This window comes from Amycolatopsis sp. NPDC003861 (assembly GCF_053605405.1).
In genome coordinates, this window is record NZ_JBSGJD010000061.1 from 1 (window position 1) to 19,171 (window position 19,171).

A 19,171-nucleotide genomic window follows, 5' to 3' on the forward strand; every position below is an offset into this window, starting at 1 on the left:
CTGGTCACCAACCCCGCCGTGCTGTTCGCCGACGAGCCGACCGGCGCGCTCGACACCCGCACCGCCGCCGAGGTGCTCGGCCTGCTGCGCGACTCCGTCCGGTCGTCGGGCCAGACGGTGATCATGGTGACGCACGACCCGGTCGCCGCGTCCTACGCCGACCAGGTCGTGTTCCTGGCCGACGGCCGGATCGCCGGGCGGCTGGCCCGGCCGACCGCGGAAGCCGTCGCCGAGCGGATGACCCACCTCGGGGCCTGGGGCCGGGTGGCGGCCTGATGTTCAAGCTGGCTCTGCGGACCCTCCGCCTGCGCAAGGGCGGCTTCCTGGCGACGTTCGTCGCCGTGTTCTTCGGCGCGCTGGTCGTCTCGGCGTGCGGTGGCCTGATGGAGACCGGCATCCGGTCCGAAACGCCGGTGCAGCGACTGGCCGCGGCGCCGATCGTGGTCGGCGGGCAGCAGACGATCGAGCTGCCCGAGGACGACCCGGCGACCCTCGAACCCGACGACAAGCACAAGTTCGAGAACGCGACCCTGCCCGAGCGCGTCCGGCTCGACGCGGCGCTGGCCGGCCGCCTGCGCGCGGTTCCGGGCGTCACCGGCGTCGTCGGCGAGGTCAGCTTCCCGGCGCAGATCGGCGCCGCGAGCGCTCTCGGGCACGCGTGGGATTCCGCCGTGCTGACGCCGTACACGCTGACGGGCGCCGCCCCGAAGCCGGGCGAGGTCGTCGTCGATGCCGGGCTCGGGCTCGCCGTCGGGGACACGCTGCCGATCGCCGCGCACGGCAGGGTCAGCCCGTTCCGGATCTCCGGGATCGCGCAAGCCCCGCAGCCCATGCGGGACGCGGCCGTGTTCTTCGCGGCTCCGGACGCCGAACGGCTGTCCGGGCACCCGGGCCGGTTCGACACCATCGGCGTCTTCGGCGGCGACGTCGCTGCCGTGACCGCGGCCGTCGGGGACGCCGGGGTGGTGGCGACCGGCGTCGACCGTGGTGCCTTCGAGTTCCCCGAGACGGGCAAGAGCGGGGAGAACCTGATCGTGCTGGCCGCCGTCTCGGGCGGGCTCTCGGCGATGGTCATGGTGTTCGTCGTGGCGGGCACGCTGACGCTGTCGACGCAGCAGCGGCAGCGGGAACTCGCGCTGCTGCGCGCGGTCGGCACCACTCCGCGCCAGCTGCGGCGGATGGTGCTCGGCGAGGCGCTGGTCGTCGCGCTGCTCGCCGTCGGTGGCGCGGTGGCGCTCGGCCCGGTGCTCGGGGAGTGGCTGTTCGGTCAGCTCGCCGACCACCACGTCGTCCCCGACGTGCTGCGGTTCGAGCAGGGCTGGGTGCCGGCGGTGGTCGCCGCGGGCGCGTCGCTGCTGGCCGTCGTGGGTGCGGCCTTCGTGGCGGGACGCCGTGCTTCGCGGATCCGCCCGACCGAGGCGCTCGCCGAAGCCGCCGTCGAACGCCGCTGGCTGACGCCGATCCGGCTGATCACCGCCATCCTGTGCTTCGGCGGCGGGACGGCACTCGGCATCGTCACGGTCGCGGTGATGACCGGCCCGGTCGCGGCCAGCACGGCCGGCCCGGCGGTGATGCTGTGGGCGTTCGGGCTCGCGGCGATCAGCCCCGGCGTGACGAAGCTGATGGCGACGCTGCTGCGCTGGCCGGTGGAGGCGCTGACCGGCGTCAACGGCCGGGTCGCACTGCGCAACACCCGGGTCGGCGCGGTGCGGGCGGCGGGCGCGGTCACCCCGATCATGCTCGCGGTCGGCATCGCGACCGCCAACATCTACCTGCAGACCACCCAGGAAGCCGTCTCGAACCAGGCCTACACCGAGGATCTGCGCGCGGACGCCGTCGTGGCCGGCCCGGGCGGGCTCGACCCGTCCGTGCTGGGCCGGGTCCGCGCCACCCCCGGGGTCGCGAGTGCCTCGGAGTACGTCACCAGCACGGTGTTCGTCGAGAAGCCGTTCGACTCGGGCCAGCACGACGACGGCCGGCCCGCGCTGGGCGTCAGCGAGCTGACCGGGAACGCCGTCGAGGTGCCGTCGACGCTCGGCCACCGCGTCGGCGACACGCTGTCGCTGCGGCTCGGCGACGGTACGCCGGTGGACGTGCGCGTCACCGCCGTCGTCGACCAGCGTCCCGGGTTCGAACGGCTCGTGCTGCCCGCGGACCTGCTGGCCCCGCACACGACCCTCGGGCTCGCCCCGCAGCTGCTGGTCCAGGCCGCTCCCGGCGTCGACCCGGCGGTGCTGACGGCACGCCTGCGCGAGGCGACCGCCGGGCTGCCGGTGCTCGTCGGCGACCGCGGCACGCTGATCGCGGCGCACGCGAAGGGCAACGAGGTCGGCGCCTGGGTCAATTACCTGCTCGTCGGGATGATTCTCGCGTACACGGTGATTTCCGTGGTGAACACGCTGGTGACGGCCACCGCGCGGCGGCGCCGCGAGTTCGGGGTGCAGCGGCTCAGCGGCTTCACCCGCGGCCAGGTGCTGCGCATGGCGGGAGTCGAAGGCGGCCTGATCGCGACCATCGCGGTGCTGCTCGGGACGCTCGTCGCGGCCGGCGCGATCGTGCCGTTCTGCCTGGTGGTGACCGGCTCGCTGCTGCCGTCCGGCCCGGTGGCGATCTACCTGACGGTGCTCGCCATCGCCGTGGTGCTCGCGCTCGTGGCGATCCTGGTCCCGGCCTGGGCCGCGACGCGCGGGCGTGCGGTCGACGCCACATCCGTCGGTGAGTGATCCCGGCCGTGTGTAAGACTCACGGCCGTGGCGAACCCCGGGTTGGATCAAGCGGCGAAACTCGAACTGGCCAGGCTGGTCACCGATCTTTCCGTGGTGCACGGAAAAGTGACCCTGGCGTCCGGCAAGGAAGCCGACTACTACATCGACCTCCGGCGGGCGACGCTGCACCACGCGGCCGCGCCGCTGATCGGCAAGCTCCTGCGCCAGCTCACGGCGGACTGGGACTACGTGGCGGCCGGCGGCCTGACGCTCGGCGCCGACCCGGTCGCGCTGGCGATGCTGCACTCGGCGGCTTCCGACGGCGTCGTGCTGGACGCGTTCGTCGTCCGCAAGGCGGTCAAGGAACACGGCATGCAGCGCCGCATCGAGGGCATGGAGGTCCGCGGCCAGCGCGTGCTGGCGGTCGAGGACACGTCCACGACGGGTGGCAGCGTCCTGACGGCGGTCGAGGCGCTGCGCGAGGCGGGCGCGAACGTCGTCGGCGTGGTGACGGTCGTCGACCGCGACACCGGCGCGCGCGAGGCCATCGAGAAGGAAGGCCTGGAGTACCGGTACATCCTCGGCAAGGACGACCTCGGCCTGGACTGAGTGCCGCCGGACCGGGGACCGCGCAGGTCCCCGGTCCGCCCGGCTCACTTGTCGAACAGCTTCTTCGCGGCGTCCTTGACGTTCTCGACCGCGTCCTTCAGCCCGGCCTTCGCCTGATCGGCCTGGCCCTCGGCCTGCAGCCGCTCGTCGCCGGTCGCGTCGCCGGCGGCCTCCTTGGCCTTGCCGCCCAGCTCCTCGGCCTTGTTGCTGATCTTGTCGCCCAGCGACATGGCGCACCTCCCGTTCCGGCGGCGCCCCGGCGGGGCACCCTGCGCCGGAAGGACCACCGCGACGCGTGAACCTCACGGAGTCGCCCCGGTGACCTCCGTCACCCAGAATCACTGCGTGACGTTTTCCGCCCGCCGGTGTCCTCCCTGCGAGGAGGTGCCGTGACGACGACTACGCCGCTCGACGACGTGACCCTCGTCGGCCGCGCGCGGGACGGCGACGTCCGGGCGTACGAACAGCTCGTGCTGCGCTACCAGGGGCCGATGTTCCGGCTCGCCGTCAAGATGCTCGCCCACCGCGGCGACGCCGAGGACGTCGTGCAGGAGGTGTTCCTGAACGCCTGGCGCAAGCTGAGCCAGCTCACCGAGGACGCCGCGTTCGTCGGCTGGCTCTACCGGGCCACCACGAACCGCTGTCTCAACACGATCCGCTCGCGCAAGCCGCAGGCCGACGTCGACCTCGACACCGCCGAGTCGCCGCGGGCCGATCTGCAGCCGGAGCGGGCCGTGCAGGTGAGCAGCCAGCTCGCCGCCTTGAACGCGGCGCTGGCGCAGCTGACGCCCGAACAGCGGGCGTGCTGGCTGCTGCGCGAAGTGCACGGCCGGTCCTACGACGAGATCGGCGAAATCGTCGGCGTCAACGCGACCGCGGTCCGCGGCCGGATCGCGCGCGCCCGTGCCCAGCTGGCGGAGGTGATGAAGCCATGGCGATGACGGACTACGAACTGCCCTGCGAACGCGATGTCGAGCAGGTGTGGGAACGGCTGGACGCGGCAGCCGACGAGCACGAGCTGACCTGCCCGCACTGCGCGGCCGCGCGTGAGAGCCTGCTGGCGTTGCGCGAAGCGACGTCCGAGCTGCTGGCCGAGGAGGACACGCCGTCACCGGACCTGTTCGGGCGGATCATGTCGGCGGTGCGGGCCGAGGTGCGGCGCGGCTCGATGGTGCCGCTGCCCACCCCGGAGCCCGGGTTCGTCGAGGTCAGCGAGCAGGCGGTGGCGGCCGTGCTGCGGTACGCGGCCGACACGGTCGACGGCGTCCGGGCGCGGCGCTGCCGGGTGCGGACCGGCCCCGGCGGGGTCGAGGTGGACCTCACCCTCGCGGTGAGCCTGCGGAACGCCGCGGGCGGCGAAGCGTTGGCGAAGGTGCGGGAGCGGGTGACCGCGGCGGCCGCGGCCCGGGTGGGCCTGACGCTGGTGCGGCTCGACCTGCTCGTGGACGACATCTTCGAGGAAGACACTGCCGGGGAAGACACGGTCGGGGGGCCAGGGGAATGAGCGTGGACTACGTCATCGCCGATCCGGTGATCGCCAGTGTGGCGGCGCGGGCGGCGATCACGACGCCGGGGGTGGTGCGCCTCGAACCGGGCCTGCGCGGCCTGGTGACGGCGTGGACGCGCGCGGCCCGGCAGCGTTGGAAGGGGCTCGACCCGGCGCCGTCGGACGGCGTCCGGGTCCGCACCACCGACGGCCGGGTGACGGTCCACCTCGACCTGGTCACGGCGGCGGCCGACCAGGCGGCCGCGGTGGGCCGCGCGGTCCAGCGCGCGGTGACGCGGGTCGTGGCCGAGCAGACCGGCCTGGTCGTCGCCGAGGTGTCGGTGTCCATTCTGGACATCGAGCCGGAAACCCGGTGACCGCCGACGAAGCCGTCGAGAAGATCGTCGGCGCCCTCGCGGACGTGGCCGGCCTCCGCCCGGCCACCCCGGTGCTGCCGGTGGGCCGGGACGGCCTGGCGGTGGACCTGAACCCGGAGGTGGTCCGGATCCGGCTGATCGCGACCCGGCTGCCCATCCCGCCGCTGCTCGACCGGGCGGCCGAAGCCGTGCGCAAGGTGCTGGCCGGCACGGCGTGGGAAGACGCGCGGCTGCGCCTGGAAGTCACCGACCTCGACGGCGCGGCGTTCGCGAGACCCACGTCACAGTGAGGGTCTCCAGTCCTTTGTGTCCTTAGCTACGAACAAGGCGGAAAGCCTTGCCGCGCAGGACATCCAGGGAGGAACCATGACCGAGACCGCACTCGTCACCAAGCAGGGCACCACGACCATCGCGGACACGGTGGTCCAGAAGATCGCCGGCCTGGCGACGCGCGAAGTCCACGGCGTGCACGACCTCGGCGGCGGCGCGGCCCGCGCGTTCGGCGCCCTCCGCGACCGCATCCCGGGCGCGTCGGCCAGCGTCGGCCAGGGCGTGTCGGTGGAGGTCGGCGAGAAGCAGGCGGCGGTCGACCTGCAGGTGCTCGTCGAGTACGGCGTGCCCATCGCGGAGCTGGCGCGCTCGGTGCGCCGCAACGTGGTGACGGCCATCGAGCAGATGACCGGCCTGCAGGTCGTCGAGGTGAACATCAACGTCACCGACGTCCACATCGCGGGCGACGAGGAGCCGGCCGTCAGCGATCGCGTCGAGTGAAATCCGGCTGCCGGGCGGTGGGCTCGGGCGTACCGTCGGGGCATGGAGGAGCCGCCGGAACCGCAACGCCCAGCCGACCCGAACCGGACGAAACCGGACGGTGCGCCCGACCAGTACCCGCACGAGGAGCCGACGCGGTACCCCGTCAAGCGGCCACCGGAATTCCCACCCGGTGTAACCCCTCCGTCACCGCGCAGGTGAATGGGTTGCTCCGCTGGGTTAAAAATCACACGCCGGGGCACTCTTGAGGGCGGCCGGATCCGCGTAGCGGAGTAAAGTCGCTGGTAGGGGGATCGGTGGAGGGGGTGCGATGGCGAAGTTCCTGGCCGACGTGACCGTCGTGGTGCACATCCTGGCCTTGGCGCTCATCGGGTTGGGCGGCTTCGTCGCCTGGCGCTGGCCGAAGCTGATCTTCGTCCACATGTTCGCCGCGGCCTGGGGCGTGCTGGTGAACGTGACCCCGGTGCCGTGCCCGCTCACCGCGCTGGAGAACTACTTCCGCCACCAGCAGGGCCTCGGCGACCTGCCCGGCGGGTTCAACGCCTACTACCTCTACGGCACGGTCTTCCCGCAGTCGTGGCTGCCGGCGATCGGGATCATCGCGGTCGTGCTGGTCGCGTACTCGTACGTCGGCGTCTACCACCGGTGGCGCCACCGCCACGACGAGGAAACCCACGTGCGCCCGGTCCACCTGGGCTGAGCGACAATCACCGGGTGAATTCCACACCCGGACCTACCGAGTGGGTGAGCCGCGAAGAGGTCGGCGTCGGCCCGTGGCCGGGTGCGTGGCCCGCGGACGAGCGGTACGACCCCGAGCTGCTGCGGGACGGCGACCGCCGCAACGTCGTCGACGCCTACCGCTACTGGCGCCGCGAGGCCATCGTGTCCGATGTGGACACCCGGCGGCACCCGTTCCACGTCGCGATCGAGAACTTCCAGCACGACCACAACATCGGCACCGTGGTCCGGACGGCCAACGCCTTCGCCGCGGCCGAAGTGCACATCGTCGGCCGCCGCCGCTGGAACCGGCGCGGCGCCATGGTGACCGACCGTTACCAGCACCTGCGCCACCACGACGACGTCACCGGGCTGGCGGCTTTCGCCGGGGAGAGGGGGCTGGCCGTCGTCGGGGTGGACAACACACCCGGTTCCCAGCCGGTCGAGACGGCCGAGCTGCCGCGCGAGTGCGTCCTCCTGTTCGGCCAGGAAGGGCCGGGCCTCTCCGCGGAAGCGCAGGCGGCGTCGGCCCTCACCGTGTCGATCGCCCAGTTCGGCACGACCCGCTCGATCAACGCCGGGGTCGCGGCCGGGATCGTCATGCACGCCTGGATCCGGCAGCACGCCGATCTCGGCCGCGCGTGGTGACCTACAGGCCCCAGCCCCAGCGCAGCTGCACCACGCCCGACGCGTTGTTCGTCTCCAGGCCGCTGCCGCTCTGGCGCGTGATCGAGTAGGTGTCCCCGGAGCGCAGGCCGGGCCAGTAGACGACGCCCATCTGCCGGGACCGCGCCAGATCCGTGGTGGCGGCGAAGTACGCGGTGAAGTTGTTGCCGTCCTGGTGGCCGGCGGAGTAGTCCAGCCCGGTGGTCATCGGGGCGCCGGCCTCGTCGATGATCGTCCGCGACGAGTACGCCCCGAGCCGGTTGCTGAGGTTCGTGGTCCACGCCGAGCGGGTCGTGTCCGAGGCCCAGAAGCCGTAGAAGTGCAGCGAAAGCAGGGTGCCGGTCAACGCGCTCGCCGCGCCGACGCCGGTCACGTTGTCGTTGTAGCCGGTGCCGCTGATCAGCACCCGGCCGCGCGGGATGGCCGAGTGCCGGGACAGCCAGGTCGAGCAGAGCGACACCCAGGCGTTCAGGCTGTAGCCGAACGGCTCGTTCATCGGCTCGAAGTACACGTTGCCGTTGCCGCCGTAGTCGGCGGTCACCTGGTCCCACATGGTGTTCCAGGCGTTCGTGTCGTCGACGAAGCCGTCCTTGTTCGCCTCCCAGTAGCCGAAGATGACCTTCATGCCGTGGGCCAGGGCCGAGTCGGCGGCGCCCTTGTACCGCCCCCACCAGTCCGAACCGACGCTCTGCGGGTTGATCGGCAGCCGCACGGTGTTCGCGCCGAGCTTCTGCTGGAAGCCGGTGATGATGCCGTCGGCCTTGCCGCGGACGCTGTCGTAGCTGTCCCCGGCGGTCAGGCCGGTCGGGATCACCCAGCCGTCGACGTAGTTGTCGCGGGCGTCCGCCCAGTTGACGCCGCGGAAGCTGTTCGTGGCCGCGGACGCGCTCTGCGGGACGGCGAAGAGGGGAACGAGCAGGAGGGCGAGCAGGCAGTGACGAAGGCGAGCCATGCGAACTCCGATGTTCACGTAAACATGCCGGTCGCAGAATCCTCGACGGCTCGCCGCGGTGTCAAGGGTCAGGCGGGGGCGACCTCGACGGGGATGCCGTTCAACACCGACGTTCCGGACGGCCGGTCCAGAACTGTCTCATCGGTGAGGACGTTCGAATTCACGCCGGGGTTCGCGCGCGCCACCCGCGTCCGCGAGCCGTCGGCGTCGTGGCCCCAGCCGTGCGGGATGCTCACCACGCCCGGCCGGATGTCCTCCGTCACCTCGACCGGGACCTGCAGCTTTCCGGCGCGGGACGTCACCGAGGCGAGGCCGCCGTCGGTGAGGCCGAGGCGGCGCGCGTCGACCGGGTGGACCTGGACCGTGCAGCGGTTGCCGCCGCGGACCAGGGGCGCCAGGTTGTGCATCCACGAGTTGTTCGAACTCAGGTGCCGCCGTCCGATCAGCACCAGGTCGTCCGCGGTTTTCGCGAGTTCTTCCGCCAGCCGCGGAACGTCGGCGACGATCGGCCCGGGCGCCAGTTCGATCCGGCCGGACGCGGTGCAGAGGACCTCCGGGATCCGCGGCTTCAGCGGCCCGAAGTCTACGCCGTGCGGCGCGGCTTCGAGGTCGGCGAGCGTGACGTCGTACGGCCCCGCGCGCAGCATCAGGTCGACCAGGCGCGCGGGCCCGGTCCGGTCGTGGGTGACCGCCAGCCCGGCGCGGCGGGCGACGTCGGCCGCGAGGAAGTCGTCCAGCGCGGCGACGTCGGCCTCCGGGCCCTGACCGGTGACGATGCCGGTGAGCCGCAGCATGGTCTCCCACTCCTGGGGCAGCGCCGACGGCAGCGTCGCGGGGGTCCAGTTGGCGATGTTGCGGATGGACAGCTGGTAGAAGGCCAGGTCGAAGTGCGGGCGCTCGAGCGGTGACGGGCCGGGCAGGACGACGTCGGCGTGGCGGGACGTCTCGTTGAGGTAGACGTCGACGGAGATCATGAAGTCGAGGCTTTCGAGGGCCGCGGCCAGCCGTCCGGCGTTCGGCGTGCTGAGGCAGGGGTTGCCGCTGACCGTGATCAGGGCGCGGACCTGGCCTTCGCCCGGGGTTTCGATTTCGTCCGCGAGCGTGGCGACCGGCAGTTCGCCGACGACCTCGGGCAGGCCGCGCACCCGGCTGCGCCAGCGCCCGACGGCGAACGGCCGCCGGTTCCCGGTGGGCTGGCACGCGGCCAGCGGGAACATCGCGCCGCCCGGGGCGTCGAGGTGGCCGGTGAGCACGTTGAGGACGTCGACCAGCCAGCTCGCGGTGGTGCCGAACGCCTGGGTCGTGGTGCCGATCCGGCCGTAGACCACGGCGTTCTCCGAGGTCAGCTCCCGGGCCATCCGGCGGATCGCCTCGGCGTCGATGCCGGTGCGCGGCGCGACGGCCTCCGGCGTGAACGGCTGCGCCAGTTCGCGGACGTCGTCGAGGCCGTTGAGATGCTCGGCCAGCCGGCCGGGGTCGGCGAGGTTCTCCGCGAACAGGACGTTGACCAGCGCGAACAGCAGCAGCGCGTCGGTGCCGGGCCGGATCGCGTGGTGCTCGTCGGCGAACTGGGCGGTGCGCGTGCGGCGTGGGTCGACGACGACGATCTTGCCGCCGCGCTCGCGGATCCCGCGCAGCCGACCGCGGATGTCCGGGGCGGTCATCAGGCTGCCGTTGGAGACGAGCGGGTTGGCGCCGAGGATCAGCAGGTGCCGCGTCCGGTCGAGGTCGGGCACCGGGATGGCCAGCGGGTCGCCGAACATCGTGCCGGCGGAGTAGTGCTTCGGCAGCTGGTCGACCGAGGTGGCGCTGTAGAAGTTCTTGGTGCCCAAGGCTTTGTAGAGCACGCGGCCGTAGAGCGTCAGCGCGATGTTGTGCACGCCGGGGTTGCCCGCGTAGACGGCGACGGCGTCCCGGCCGTGCTGCTCGAGGATCGGCGGGAGGCGGCGGGCGATCTCGTCGTAGGCCTCCTGCCAGCTGACCTCGACGAACTCGCCGTCGCGCTTGAGCAGCGGGGCGGTCAGCCGGTCGGGGTCGTGGTGCAGTGCGCCGAGCGACGCGCCCTTGGGGCAGATGTACCCCCGGGAGAAGACGTCCTGCTCGTCCCCTCGGACGCGGGTGACCTGCTGGTTCGCGTCGAGCGTCACTTCGAGCCCGCAGGTGGCTTCGCACAGCGGGCAGGTGACGTGGGCGGTCGTCATGACCACTGAACATACCGAGCGGTATGTCGATCGGCAAGGCACGATGGCGACATGGACGTCTCGGCCGCGGAACACGCGGTGACTTCCCGCCACCTGCGCCGGGTGTGGGCCCTGCCTGGCACGGTCCTCGGCCGCAGCCGCTGGCCGGCGGCGCTGGACCAGCGCGTGCACTGGCACTGGAACTACTGGTGGCAGGCCCACCTGCTGGACACACTGGTCGATGCCCAGCTGCGCGCGCCTTCGCCGGCGCGCTTGGCCTCGATCCGGTCCTTCGTGCGTTCGGTGCGGCTGCGCAACTTCGGCAAGTGGATCAACGACTACTACGACGACATCGCCTGGCTCGGCCTTGCCCTGCAACGGGTTTCGTCACTGGGCATCGACGTCGGCCCGGCGTTGGCGGCGATCGACACGCAACTGCTGTCGGGCTGGACGTCGGCGGCCGGAGGCGGAATCTGGTGGCGCCGCGGCGACGACTTCAAGAACGCCCCGGCCAACGGCCCGGCGGCGATCTTCCACGCCCGATCGGGAAATGTGGTCCGTGCCCGCGAGATGACGTCCTGGCTGACGTCCACTTTGGTCGATCCGGCGTCCGGCTTGGTCTGGGACGGCATCCGAGCGGACACCGGCGAGCTGGTGAAGCACATCTACACGTACTGCCAAGGGGTCTACCTCGGCGCTTGCCTTGAGCTGTCCGAAGTGGACAATGCGGCCCGAACCGTGCGGGCGGTGGCGGAGCACCTCGCACCGGGAGGAGTCATCCGCGGCCAGGGCGGCGGCGACGGCGGGTTGTTCGCGGCGATCCTGGCGCGGTACTTGGCGCTGGCGGCGCAGGCGTTGCCCGGTCCGGAGGCGGCGACGGCCCGGGCGCTGGTCCTGACGTCGGCGGAGGCGTGCTGGTCGGGAGCTTTCGACGCGCCGGAGGGTCCGTTGTTCAGCGCGTACTGGGACCGCCCGGTGTCTTGGCCGCTGCCGCAGGACGCCCCGGAGCGCGACCTGTCGGTCCAGGTGGGCGCGTGGATGCTCCTCGAAGCCGCGGCGACGCTGTCACCAGACGTCGCCGGCCCGCCAGTCGGCGGTTAGCTCGCCGTCGAGGTCTAGGAACACCCGGCCGGGGAACACGTACACGCCGCCGTCCTCGTCTTCGGTGCGCTGGATGCCGTCCGGGGTCAGGGCGGAGGTGGGGCCACGCCACTGCTGCCAGCCTCGGCCTTCGTACAGCGGCACGGCCTTCTCCGCGGCGCTCAGCGCACCGAGGTCGTACCCGGGCAGCAGGCGTTCCAACGCGGCCATCAACGCGCTCGCGTGCCCTCGCCGACGCTGGTCCGCGCGCACCGCCACGGCCTCGACGTACCCGGCTCGGAGCACCCGCCCGCCGTGCAGGAGCCGTCGTTGGACCAGCGAGGCGTGGCCGACCAGGTCGGTGCCTTCGAAGGCGAGGGCGTGGGTGCCGCCGAGGGAGTTCTCCCAGTCGGCGTCGGTGAAATCGTTCTCGAAGACGTCGTGGACCAGGGTGCGGGCGGCTGGGGGCAGGTCGGCGGTGTGCGCGAGGCGGATCACCGCACCAGTATCAGCACCCGCAGGACGCGCCGTGCAGGAATTTCGGGGTCAGCCACACCGACTCCGGGGGGCGGTCCGGGTCCGCCATCCTCGACATCAGCAGCTGCACCGCCCGGCGGCCGAGGTCGGCGATCGGCTGGACCAGGGTCGTCACCGCCGGGCTCACGCGGCGGGCCCAGTCCATGTCGCCGTAGCCGACCACCGCCAGCTCCGAGCCGATGCGGATGCCGCGGCGGTGGGCCTCGTACTGGACGCCCACCAGCATCGACTCGTCCGCCACCACCAGGGCCGTCGGGGAGGGCCAGCCGTCCAGGAGCTTGGCCGTCGCGCGGGTTGCTCCGCCCGGATTCGAGAAGCCGCTCTCCACCAGCTCGCGGTTGAAGCGCAACCCCGCCTGCTCCAGGCCGAGCCGGTAGCCGCGGATGCGCTCGCGGCTGACCTCCAGGCCCTCGTCGCCCGAAATCAGGCCGATCTTGCGGTGCCGCCGGTCGGTCAGGTGCCGGACCAGCGACGCCATCGCGTGCACGTTCTCGGTACCGACCTGGTCGACGTCGTTGCGGGCGGCCACGCGGTCGACCAGCACGGTCGGCACGCCCATCCGGACCAGGCCGTTGACCACCGCTTCGTCGCCGGCCGAAGGCACCAGGAGCACGCCGTCCACCAGGTCCGCGCGCAGGGCGCGCACCACCGCCGCTTCTTCGCCCACCGTGTCTTCGGTGTCCGCGAGCACGACGTCGCACCCCGCCTGCGCCGCGGCCGCCCGGATCGCGCGCAGCAGCTCGCCCGAGTTCGGGTGCGCGTGCACCCCCATCGCGACGCCGATCCGGTAGGTGACCGGGGGGTCCCACAACCGGAGGTCCGGCGAAAGTGCGGTCATAAGCCCTCGCAGACGCTCAGCCGGAAACGTATCCGCTGAACGGCCGCGCGGAGGTGTCAGGAACCCAGATTCACTGAAGTGAGTGAACCGGTGGACACCCGCACGACTCGCGGTGACGCAGAGTGGGTGCCAGCCGCACCGTTTCGGCCTTGCGGGCCGGGTCGTTGATCCGGGCCAGCAGCAGCCGCACCGCCTGCCGGCCGATCTCCTCGATCGGCTGTGCCATCGTCGTCAGCGGCGGGTCGACCAGATCGGCCCACTCGACGTCGTCGTAGACCACCACCGGCAGGTCGCGCCCGATCCGCAGCCCGCGCCGCCGCGCTTCGTGCAGCACGCCGACCATCATGCTGTCGTTCCCGACCACCAGCGCCGTCGGCGGTTCGGGCAGCGCCAGCAGCGTGCTCAACGCCAGCGCACCGCCCTCGCGCGAAGAGTTTCCGCAGGCCACGAGGTCGGATGACCAGGTCAGGCCGGACCGGCCGAGCCCCAGCCGGTAGCCGAGCACGCGCTCCTCGCTCGTCGACAACCCCGGTACGCCGCTGATCATCCCGATCCGCCGGTGCCCGAGCGTGGCGAGGTGCGCGGTGAGCGCCGAGGTCGCCTGGATGTTCTCCGAGCCGACCTGGTCGACGTCGGTGCGGGTGGCCAGCCGGTCGATCAGCACGGTCGGCACGTCGAGGGACACCAGCTCGCCGATCACCGGGCCGTCGCCGGGGGCCGGGGTGATGAGCAGGCCGTCGACGCGACGGGAGCGCAGCGCCCGCACGGTGTCACGCTCCGTGTCCGCCGCGTCGTGGGTGTCCGCCAGCAGGACGGTGTAGCCGTGCAGCGACGCCTCGCGCTCGATCGCCTGCATCAGCGTCGCGAAGTACGGGTTGGCCACCAGGGAGATCGCCATCCCGATCGACCGGGTCCCGCCGGTGACCAGCGAACGCGCGATGGCGTCGCCGGTGTAGCCGGTCGTCTCGATCGCCCGCAGCACCGCCGCCTTGGTGTCCTCGGCGACCGCGCGCGTCCCGTTCACCACGTGCGAGACGGTGGTGATCGAGACGCCCGCGAGCTCGGCGATGTCCCGCTGGGTCGGCCGCGAAGACTTCGACTGGGGCATACCCATCCTTTCCGGCAAGCGTTTGCGCAAACGCTTGCGCGCAGGGAGCAGTCTGTCTACCTTCCCGACCATCGGCAAGCCTCGACACGAACAAAGGCTGGAACCCATGAGACAGCGAAGTCTCGCCGCGCTCACGCTGGCCGCCGTCCTCGCCGCGACGACCGGGTGCACGGTCGAGCGCCACTGGGGTGGCAACACCAACACGGGCGGGAGCGGCAAGGCGAAGGTCGGCCTGGTGACCAAGACCGACACCAACCCCTACTTCGTGGAACTCCGCAACGCCGCCAGAGCGGCCGCGCAGGCCAACGGCGCCGACTTCAGCGCGCTCGCCGGCCAGTTCGACGGTGACAACGACGGCCAGGTCCGGGCCATCGAGAACCTCCGCCAGCAGGGTGCGAACACCATCCTGATCACGCCCAGCTCGTCCACCGGCGTGCTCAAGGCGATCAAGGACGCCCGCGACGCCGGGGTCCTGGTCATCGCGCTCGACACCGCCACCGAACCGGCCGACGCCGTCGACGCCACCTTCGCCACCGACAACTTCGCGGCCGGCGAGCAGCAGGGCGCCTACGTCAAGGCCGCGCTGGCCGGCGTCCCGCCCAAGCTGCTGATGGTCGACGGCACGGCGGGCAGCACGGTCGACACCCAGCGCCACGGCGGTTTCCTCAAGGGCATCGGGCTGACCGACGGCTCGCCGGAGATCAAGGGTCACACCGCGGCCAACGGCGACCAGAGCCTGGCCCAGCAGGGCATGGAGAACCTGCTGCAGCGCAGCACCGACATCAACGCCGTCTACTCGATGAACGAGCCGATGGGCCGCGGCGCATACGCGGCGCTGAAGGCGCGTGGCCTCACCGGGCAGATCGTCATGGGCTCGATCGACGGCGGCTGCGAAGGCGTCCAGAACGTCAAGGACGGCCAGTTCGCCGCCACCGTCATGCAGTTCCCGAAGAAGATGGCCGAGCAGGGGGTGCTCGCCGCCGTCGAATACGCGAAGACCGGCAAGAAGCCGTCCGGGTTCGTGAACACCGGGTCCGCCGTGATCACCGACAAGCCCCTGCCCGGCATCGAGAGCCACGACTCCGCCTGGGGCCTGCAGAACTGCTGGGGAGGCAACAAATGACCACGGCGACAGTGTCCACAAGGGAGCGTGAGTCGCTCGGCGACTTCCTCCTCCGCGCGCCCGCGGTCGGCCCGGCGCTCGCGCTGGTCGTCGCGATCGTGGTGTTCTCCCTGGCCACGGACACGTTCTTCGACCTCGACAACCTGTCCACCGTGGTCCAGCAGTCCCTGGTCGTCGGGACGCTCGCGCTGGGCCAGACGCTCGTCATCCTCATCGCGGGCATCGACCTGTCCAACGCGGCCTCGATGGTCGTCGCGACGCTGATCATGGCCAAGCTCGCCGCGGCCGGCACGAACGGCTTCGTCGCACTGCTCGCCGGCGTCGTCCTGACGATCATCGTCGGCATCTTCATCGGCGGGCTCGCGACCCGGATCAAGCTGCCGGCGTTCATCATCACGCTCGGCACGTTCACCATGCTCACCGCGGTGTCGAAGCTGATCGCGGGCGGCCAGGCCGTGCCGGTGACCGACGGGCTGCTGCAGTGGCTCGGCACCAAGCGCTACCTCTTCGGCGGCATCCCGATCACCTACGGCATGACACTGGCGCTGCTGATGTACCTCGGCGTCTGGTACGCGCTCACGAAAACCGCGTGGGGCAAGCACGTCTACGCGGTCGGCAACGCGCCGGAGTCCGCGCGGCTGTCCGGCATCAAGGTCAACCGCACGGTGCTGTCGGTCTACATCGTGGCCGGGCTGACCTTCGGCATCGCCGCCTGGCAGGCGCTCGGCCGGACGCCGAACGCCGACCCGAACCAGTTCCAGCTCGGCAACCTGGACTCGATCACCGCCGTCGTCCTCGGCGGGACGAGCCTCTTCGGCGGCCGCGGCTCGGTGCTCGGAACGCTGATGGGTGCGCTGGTCGTGGCCGTGCTGCGGTCCGGGCTGACGCAGATGAACGTGGACGGCAACTACCAGGACCTCGCCACCGGCGCCCTGCTCATCGCCGCCGTCGTGGTGGACCGGATCGCGCGGAGGCAGCAGCAGTCATGACCGAACCGATCCTCCAGGCCCGCGGCCTGGTCAAGCGCTACGGCCGGGTGACCGCCATCGACGGCGCCGACTTCGACCTGCTGCCCGGCGAGGTGCTCGCGGTGGTCGGCGACAACGGCGCCGGGAAGTCGTCGCTCATCAAAGCCCTGTCCGGCGCGGTGATCCCGGACGAGGGTGAGATCAAAGTGGACGGACGGACCGTCCACTTCAAATCCCCGTTGGACGCCCGGCACTACGGCATCGAGACGGTGTACCAGGACCTCGCGGTCGCGCCGGCGCTCGACATCGCGTCGAACATGTTCCTGGGCCGGGAAAAGCGGCTCAAGGGCCCGCTCGGGCTGTTCCGCAAGCTCGACACCGGCACCATGCGGTCGGAAGCGCAGCGGATCCTCGACGAGCTGGGCATCAACATCAAGTCGATCAGCCAGCCCGTCGAGACGCTCTCCGGCGGCCAGCGCCAAGGGGTCGCCGTCGCCCGCGCGGCCGCGTTCGGCACCGAGGCCGTGATCATGGACGAGCCGACCGCCGCTTTGGGTGTCGCCGAATCCGGCAAGGTGCTCGACCTGATCGGCCGGATCCGCGACCGCGGCCTGCCGGTCGTGCTGATCAGCCACAACATGCCGCACGTGTTCGACATCGCCGACCGCATCCACGTGCACCGCCTCGGCAAGCGCGTCGCGGTCGTCTCGCCGAAGACGCACTCGATGAACCAGGTCGTCGGCCTGCTCACCGGCGCGTTGCGGCTCAACGAGAACGGTGAAGTCGAAGAGGCGGCCGCCGCGACCCACGTGGCCGGCTTGCAGTGAGGGTGCTGCTGGCGGGCTTGTGCACGGTGGACCTGGTCCAGCGGGTCGAGGAGCTTCCGGCGCCGGGCGAGAAGGTGCAGTCGCTGCAGGTGGACGTCGCCGCGGGTGGGCCCGCGACGAACGCCGCGGTGACGGCGGCCGCGCTCGGCGCCGAAGCGACCCTGCTGACCGTTCTCGGTGCGCACCCGCTGGCGGCGCTCGCCCGCGCCGACCTCGAAGCCCACGGCGTCCGGCTGATCGACCTGGCCCCGGAGCTGCCCGACCCGCCGCCGGTCAGCGCCGCGGCCGTCCGTGATCGCGACGGCGAGCGCACGGTCGTCTCCCGCAACGCCGGCGGGCGTGACTTCCCCGTCGACGCGGCGTTTCCGGAGGCGGACGTGGTGCTCGTGGATGGTCACTACCCGGAACTCGCGCTGGCGGCCGCGCGGGGCGCGCGAGCCCCGGTCGTGCTGGACGCCGGCAGCTGGAAACCCGTGCTCGACGACCTGCTGCCCCTGGTCGACGTGGCCGCCTGCTCCGCGCACTTCACCGCGCCCGGGCCCGGCCTGCACGAGCGCGGCGTCTCCACCGTCATCACCACCGCGGGGCCGCGCCCGGTGCGCTGGTCCACTGCGGACGGCGGCTCGGGTGAGGTGCCTGTTGCGGCCGTGGAAGCGCGGGACACACTAGGGGCGGGCGACGTCTGGCACGGCGCGCTCGCCGTGGCCGTGGCGCGCGAACCGACGGTGACGGACTGGATCGGCTTCGCCAACGAGGTGGCCGCCGAACGGGTGCGGCATGTGGGACCGCGGTCGTGGACGACCGCGATCGCAGGAAGGAACAGGACATGACGGCGTTCGACGACCTGCTGGCCCGGGCCGAGGGGCTGACCGTGCGCGGGCAGCGCAACGTGCTCGGCATCATCGGCTCGCCCGCGTCCGGCAAGACCACGCTCGCCTGGGCGCTGGCCAACGCGCTCGGCTCGCGCGCGGCCGTGGTCGGCATGGACGGCTTCCACCTCGCGCAGGTCGAGCTGCGCCGGCTGGGCCGCACCGAGCGCAAGGGCGCCCCGGACACGTTCGACGCCGCGGGCTACTACCACCTGATCCGCCGCCTCGCCGAAGGCCGCGAAACGGTGTACGCGCCGGAGTTCCGCCGCGAAATCGAGGAACCCATCGCCGGGGCCGTCGCGGTCCCGCCGGAGGTCCAGCTCGTGATCACCGAGGGCAACTACCTGCTGCTCCCGGACGACCCGTGGAGCGCGATCCGGCCGCTGCTCACCGAGGCCTGGTTCCTCGCCCCGGACGAGCCCGAGCGCATCGAGCGGCTCGTGTCGCGCCACCGCCGCTACGGCCGTTCGCTGGTCGAAGCCCGGCAGCGCGCGCTCGGTTCCGACCAGCGCAACGCCGACCTCATCTCGCAGACGCGGGACCGCGCGGACCTGGTTCTGGAGAACCTGCCGCTGGCCAACTTCGCGATTTGACGCTCATCGTCACCGGCGGCAGCCGGGGCATCGGCGCGGCCATCGGCACGCTGGCCGCCGCGCGCGGGTACGACGTCGTCGTGAACTACTCGGGCGACGCCGAACCCGCGGAAGCCGTCGCCGCGCAGGTGCGTGCCTCGGGACGGCAGGCGCTGGCGGTTCGCGCGGACGTCTCCGACGAGGGCGACGTCCGCGCGCTGTTCGACGCGGCGGCCGAGCTGGGCCCGGTGACCGGCCTGGTCAACAACGCGGCGATCGTCGGCAACACCCCGGGCCGGCTCGAGGACTACGCGGTCGACGTCGTCCGGCGCACCCTCGACGTGAACGTGACGGGGGTGTTCCTCTGCTGCCGCGAGGCGGTCCGGCGGATGTCGACCCGCCACGGCGGCGAGGGCGGCGCGATCGTGAACATCTCCTCGACGGCGGCCCGCACCGGCTCGGCCGGGGAGTGGGTGCACTACGCGGCGTCGAAGGCCGCGGTGGACACGCTGACGTTCGGCCTGGCCCAGGAGGTCGCGGCGGACGGGATCCGGGTGAACGCCGTCCGGCCGGGCATGATCCGCACCGGCCTGCACGACGCCGCCGGCCTCCCGGACCGCCTCGACCGGCTCGCCCCGCAGATCCCGCTGGGGCGGCCGGGCGAACCGGCGGAAATCGCGGAAGCGGTGTTGTTCCTGCTCTCGGCGGCATCGTCGTTCACAACGGGCGCGGTCCTGGACGTCGGCGGCGGTCGGTGACCACCTGGACACGCTCCGGATAACGCGA

Annotated in this window: 22 protein-coding genes and 1 pseudogene; 17 read left to right on the plus strand and 6 right to left on the minus strand. The window is 72.0% G+C overall.

Annotated elements, in window-relative coordinates; translation table 11 throughout:
- The 3 genes and pseudogenes from ACWEVN_RS17460 to pyrE all read left to right on the plus strand — a co-directional run.
- A pseudogene (locus tag ACWEVN_RS17460) lies at positions 1 to 276 on the plus strand (ABC transporter ATP-binding protein); the annotation flags it as partial.
- Positions 276 to 2,723 carry an ABC transporter permease gene (locus tag ACWEVN_RS17465; RefSeq protein ID WP_452051918.1) on the plus strand — a complete coding sequence of 816 codons (2,448 nt, stop codon included), beginning with the start codon at positions 276 to 278 and terminating at the stop codon, positions 2,721 to 2,723. The pseudogene ACWEVN_RS17460 and the gene ACWEVN_RS17465, both read left to right, overlap by 1 nt.
- A gap of 27 nt (positions 2,724 to 2,750) precedes the next feature.
- Positions 2,751 to 3,314: an orotate phosphoribosyltransferase gene (pyrE, locus tag ACWEVN_RS17470; protein WP_285457324.1), complete on the plus strand. Its 564-nt coding sequence runs from the start codon at positions 2,751 to 2,753 to the stop codon at positions 3,312 to 3,314.
- 44 nt (positions 3,315 to 3,358) lie between these two features.
- Here the strand turns inward: pyrE and ACWEVN_RS17475 are convergent, their stop codons facing one another.
- The gene (locus ACWEVN_RS17475; protein WP_452051919.1) at positions 3,359 to 3,544 is read right to left on the minus strand and encodes a CsbD family protein; all 186 of its coding nucleotides are present in this window, start codon (positions 3,542 to 3,544) and stop codon (positions 3,359 to 3,361) included.
- A 159-nt stretch (positions 3,545 to 3,703) separates the two neighbouring features.
- Between ACWEVN_RS17475 and ACWEVN_RS17480 the strand changes: the two genes are divergently transcribed.
- The 7 genes from ACWEVN_RS17480 to ACWEVN_RS17510 all read left to right on the plus strand — a co-directional run bounded on the left by ACWEVN_RS17480 (position 3,704) and on the right by ACWEVN_RS17510 (position 7,313).
- Positions 3,704 to 4,255: an RNA polymerase sigma factor gene (locus ACWEVN_RS17480; protein WP_310969568.1), complete on the plus strand. Its 552-nt coding sequence runs from the start codon at positions 3,704 to 3,706 to the stop codon at positions 4,253 to 4,255.
- Positions 4,246 to 4,818 carry an Asp23/Gls24 family envelope stress response protein gene (locus tag ACWEVN_RS17485; RefSeq protein ID WP_449686138.1) on the plus strand — a complete coding sequence of 191 codons (573 nt, stop codon included), beginning with the start codon at positions 4,246 to 4,248 and terminating at the stop codon, positions 4,816 to 4,818. The genes ACWEVN_RS17480 and ACWEVN_RS17485 overlap by 10 nt, the downstream gene beginning before the upstream one ends.
- Positions 4,815 to 5,177, plus strand: a complete 363-nt coding sequence (locus ACWEVN_RS17490; RefSeq protein ID WP_449686137.1) for an Asp23/Gls24 family envelope stress response protein — start codon at positions 4,815 to 4,817, stop codon at positions 5,175 to 5,177. The genes ACWEVN_RS17485 and ACWEVN_RS17490 overlap by 4 nt, the downstream gene beginning before the upstream one ends.
- Entirely contained in the window at positions 5,174 to 5,467 is a 294-nt protein-coding gene (locus ACWEVN_RS17495; protein WP_452051920.1) for a hypothetical protein, read from the plus strand. Before ACWEVN_RS17490 ends, ACWEVN_RS17495 begins: the two co-directional genes overlap by 4 nt.
- Positions 5,468 to 5,543: 76 nt before the next feature.
- A complete protein-coding gene (locus ACWEVN_RS17500) occupies positions 5,544 to 5,948 on the plus strand; it encodes an Asp23/Gls24 family envelope stress response protein (protein ID WP_449686135.1) in 405 nt (134 codons plus the stop codon).
- Positions 5,949 to 6,258: 310 nt separating this feature from the next.
- Positions 6,259 to 6,648 carry a DUF2784 domain-containing protein gene (locus ACWEVN_RS17505; protein WP_449686134.1) on the plus strand — a complete coding sequence of 130 codons (390 nt, stop codon included), beginning with the start codon at positions 6,259 to 6,261 and terminating at the stop codon, positions 6,646 to 6,648.
- A gap of 14 nt (positions 6,649 to 6,662) precedes the next feature.
- Entirely contained in the window at positions 6,663 to 7,313 is a 651-nt protein-coding gene (locus tag ACWEVN_RS17510; protein WP_449686133.1) for a TrmH family RNA methyltransferase, read from the plus strand.
- A gap of 1 nt (position 7,314) precedes the next feature.
- On the opposite strand, the gene ACWEVN_RS17515 is transcribed toward ACWEVN_RS17510, so the two are convergent.
- Complete coding sequence (locus ACWEVN_RS17515) at positions 7,315 to 8,283, minus strand: cellulase family glycosylhydrolase (protein WP_452051921.1); 969 nt, start codon at positions 8,281 to 8,283, stop codon at positions 7,315 to 7,317.
- A 68-nt stretch (positions 8,284 to 8,351) separates the two neighbouring features.
- Positions 8,352 to 10,484, minus strand: a complete 2,133-nt coding sequence (locus tag ACWEVN_RS17520; RefSeq protein WP_452051922.1) for a molybdopterin-dependent oxidoreductase — start codon at positions 10,482 to 10,484, stop codon at positions 8,352 to 8,354.
- 51 nt (positions 10,485 to 10,535) lie between these two features.
- Between ACWEVN_RS17520 and ACWEVN_RS17525 the strand changes: the two genes are divergently transcribed.
- Positions 10,536 to 11,564 carry a glycoside hydrolase family 76 protein gene (locus ACWEVN_RS17525; RefSeq protein ID WP_452051923.1) on the plus strand — a complete coding sequence of 343 codons (1,029 nt, stop codon included), beginning with the start codon at positions 10,536 to 10,538 and terminating at the stop codon, positions 11,562 to 11,564.
- Here ACWEVN_RS17525 and ACWEVN_RS17530 read toward each other — a convergent pair.
- From ACWEVN_RS17530 to ACWEVN_RS17540, 3 genes are all read right to left on the minus strand, one after another.
- On the minus strand, positions 11,529 to 12,041 hold the full coding sequence (locus ACWEVN_RS17530; protein WP_452051924.1) for a GNAT family N-acetyltransferase: 513 nt from the start codon (positions 12,039 to 12,041) through the stop codon (positions 11,529 to 11,531). The genes ACWEVN_RS17525 and ACWEVN_RS17530 overlap by 36 nt on opposite strands.
- Before the next feature lie 10 nt (positions 12,042 to 12,051).
- Positions 12,052 to 12,918 carry a LacI family DNA-binding transcriptional regulator gene (locus tag ACWEVN_RS17535; RefSeq protein ID WP_449686128.1) on the minus strand — a complete coding sequence of 289 codons (867 nt, stop codon included), beginning with the start codon at positions 12,916 to 12,918 and terminating at the stop codon, positions 12,052 to 12,054.
- Positions 12,919 to 12,988: 70 nt separating this feature from the next.
- Entirely contained in the window at positions 12,989 to 14,026 is a 1,038-nt protein-coding gene (locus tag ACWEVN_RS17540; RefSeq protein WP_449686127.1) for a LacI family DNA-binding transcriptional regulator, read from the minus strand.
- A gap of 106 nt (positions 14,027 to 14,132) precedes the next feature.
- Between ACWEVN_RS17540 and ACWEVN_RS17545 the strand changes: the two genes are divergently transcribed.
- From ACWEVN_RS17545 to ACWEVN_RS17570, 6 genes are read left to right on the plus strand one after another with little or no spacing between them, the layout of a single operon-like run.
- The gene (locus ACWEVN_RS17545; RefSeq protein WP_310969555.1) at positions 14,133 to 15,149 is read left to right on the plus strand and encodes a substrate-binding domain-containing protein; all 1,017 of its coding nucleotides are present in this window, start codon (positions 14,133 to 14,135) and stop codon (positions 15,147 to 15,149) included.
- Positions 15,146 to 16,138, plus strand: coding sequence for an ABC transporter permease (locus tag ACWEVN_RS17550; RefSeq protein WP_449677247.1), 993 nt, complete (start codon positions 15,146 to 15,148; stop codon positions 16,136 to 16,138). The genes ACWEVN_RS17545 and ACWEVN_RS17550 overlap by 4 nt, the downstream gene beginning before the upstream one ends.
- Positions 16,135 to 16,944 carry an ATP-binding cassette domain-containing protein gene (locus ACWEVN_RS17555; protein ID WP_452051925.1) on the plus strand — a complete coding sequence of 270 codons (810 nt, stop codon included), beginning with the start codon at positions 16,135 to 16,137 and terminating at the stop codon, positions 16,942 to 16,944. Before ACWEVN_RS17550 ends, ACWEVN_RS17555 begins: the two co-directional genes overlap by 4 nt.
- 2 nt (positions 16,945 to 16,946) lie before the next feature.
- Positions 16,947 to 17,774 (plus strand): PfkB family carbohydrate kinase, encoded by an 828-nt coding sequence (locus tag ACWEVN_RS17560; protein ID WP_452051934.1) that lies wholly within the window; start codon positions 16,947 to 16,949, stop codon positions 17,772 to 17,774.
- Entirely contained in the window at positions 17,771 to 18,406 is a 636-nt protein-coding gene (locus ACWEVN_RS17565; RefSeq protein WP_013230842.1) for a nucleoside/nucleotide kinase family protein, read from the plus strand. Before ACWEVN_RS17560 ends, ACWEVN_RS17565 begins: the two co-directional genes overlap by 4 nt.
- Positions 18,403 to 19,143, plus strand: a complete 741-nt coding sequence (locus tag ACWEVN_RS17570; protein WP_449686125.1) for an SDR family oxidoreductase — start codon at positions 18,403 to 18,405, stop codon at positions 19,141 to 19,143. Before ACWEVN_RS17565 ends, ACWEVN_RS17570 begins: the two co-directional genes overlap by 4 nt.
- Positions 19,144 to 19,171: the final 28 nt, after the last annotated feature.